At 48.2% G+C, this 697-nt stretch carries 1 protein-coding gene; it reads right to left on the minus strand.

Features of this window, described 5'->3' with window-relative positions:
- Nucleotides 1–8: 8 nt before the first annotated feature.
- The gene (locus AC5FRW_RS19185; protein WP_493570070.1) at nt 9–644 is read right to left on the minus strand and encodes an IS6 family transposase; all 636 of its coding nucleotides are present in this window, start codon (nt 642–644) and stop codon (nt 9–11) included.
- Nucleotides 645–697: the final 53 nt, after the last annotated feature.

A 697-nucleotide genomic window follows, 5' to 3' on the forward strand; every position in this document is an offset into this window, starting at 1 on the left:
GGTAGTGTTCAGATTAGCTGATTCCATGCGAAGCTGAATGATCTGAGCCAGTCGTCAGCTGTGTCTGGATCGACGTGGCTGAAACAGTTTGAGAACGAAGAGGTTCGTCTTTTCACTTCTCGAAAGACACGTTCGACGCTATTCCGATTTCCATGCTTTTGGTATCTGAAATCGAGACCATGACGTGAACACGCGTCTTTCAACGGAGTCGCACCATCGATGAGAAATACGGCGTCGTCAACGTCGTGTTTCTCGCGTAGTTCGGCAAAGAATGCGTAAGAAATAGCGTTCGTACGCGTCGGTTCAAGCTTTGTGTGCAGCAATTCGTTTGATTCTGGATCGACAGCGGCGTACAGCCAATACTGTTCATCGTCGATTCGGATCACCGTCTCGTCGACCGCAACGTGATCCGGGGATCGGCCAGATTCTGGCTGTAGCTCGGCCTTGTGAACCCAATTATGAACAGTGGATCGAGCACGTTTGACACCAAATATTTCAAGAATAGAAACAGTATTCGAAAGCGATAATCCAGCAAGATGCAACTGAATACTGAACTTCATCAGAAATCGTGGTGTCGCTTCTCGTTCAACAAACTCTAAGTCGATCTCGTCTAAATTCCCGATGAGGCGGCCGTTTTCGGGCATGAATCACTTTGAAAACGGACCGCCTCACTCTTCATCCTTATCTGAACACGACC

Source organism: Halomicrobium sp. HArcht3-1 (assembly GCF_058933345.1).

Bases quoted from the DNA above. Each gene is read 5' to 3' on its own strand.
- AC5FRW_RS19185 (WP_493570070.1), bottom strand. From the start codon at position 644: ATGCCCGAAAACGGCCGCCTCATCGGGAATTTAGACGAGATCGACTTA.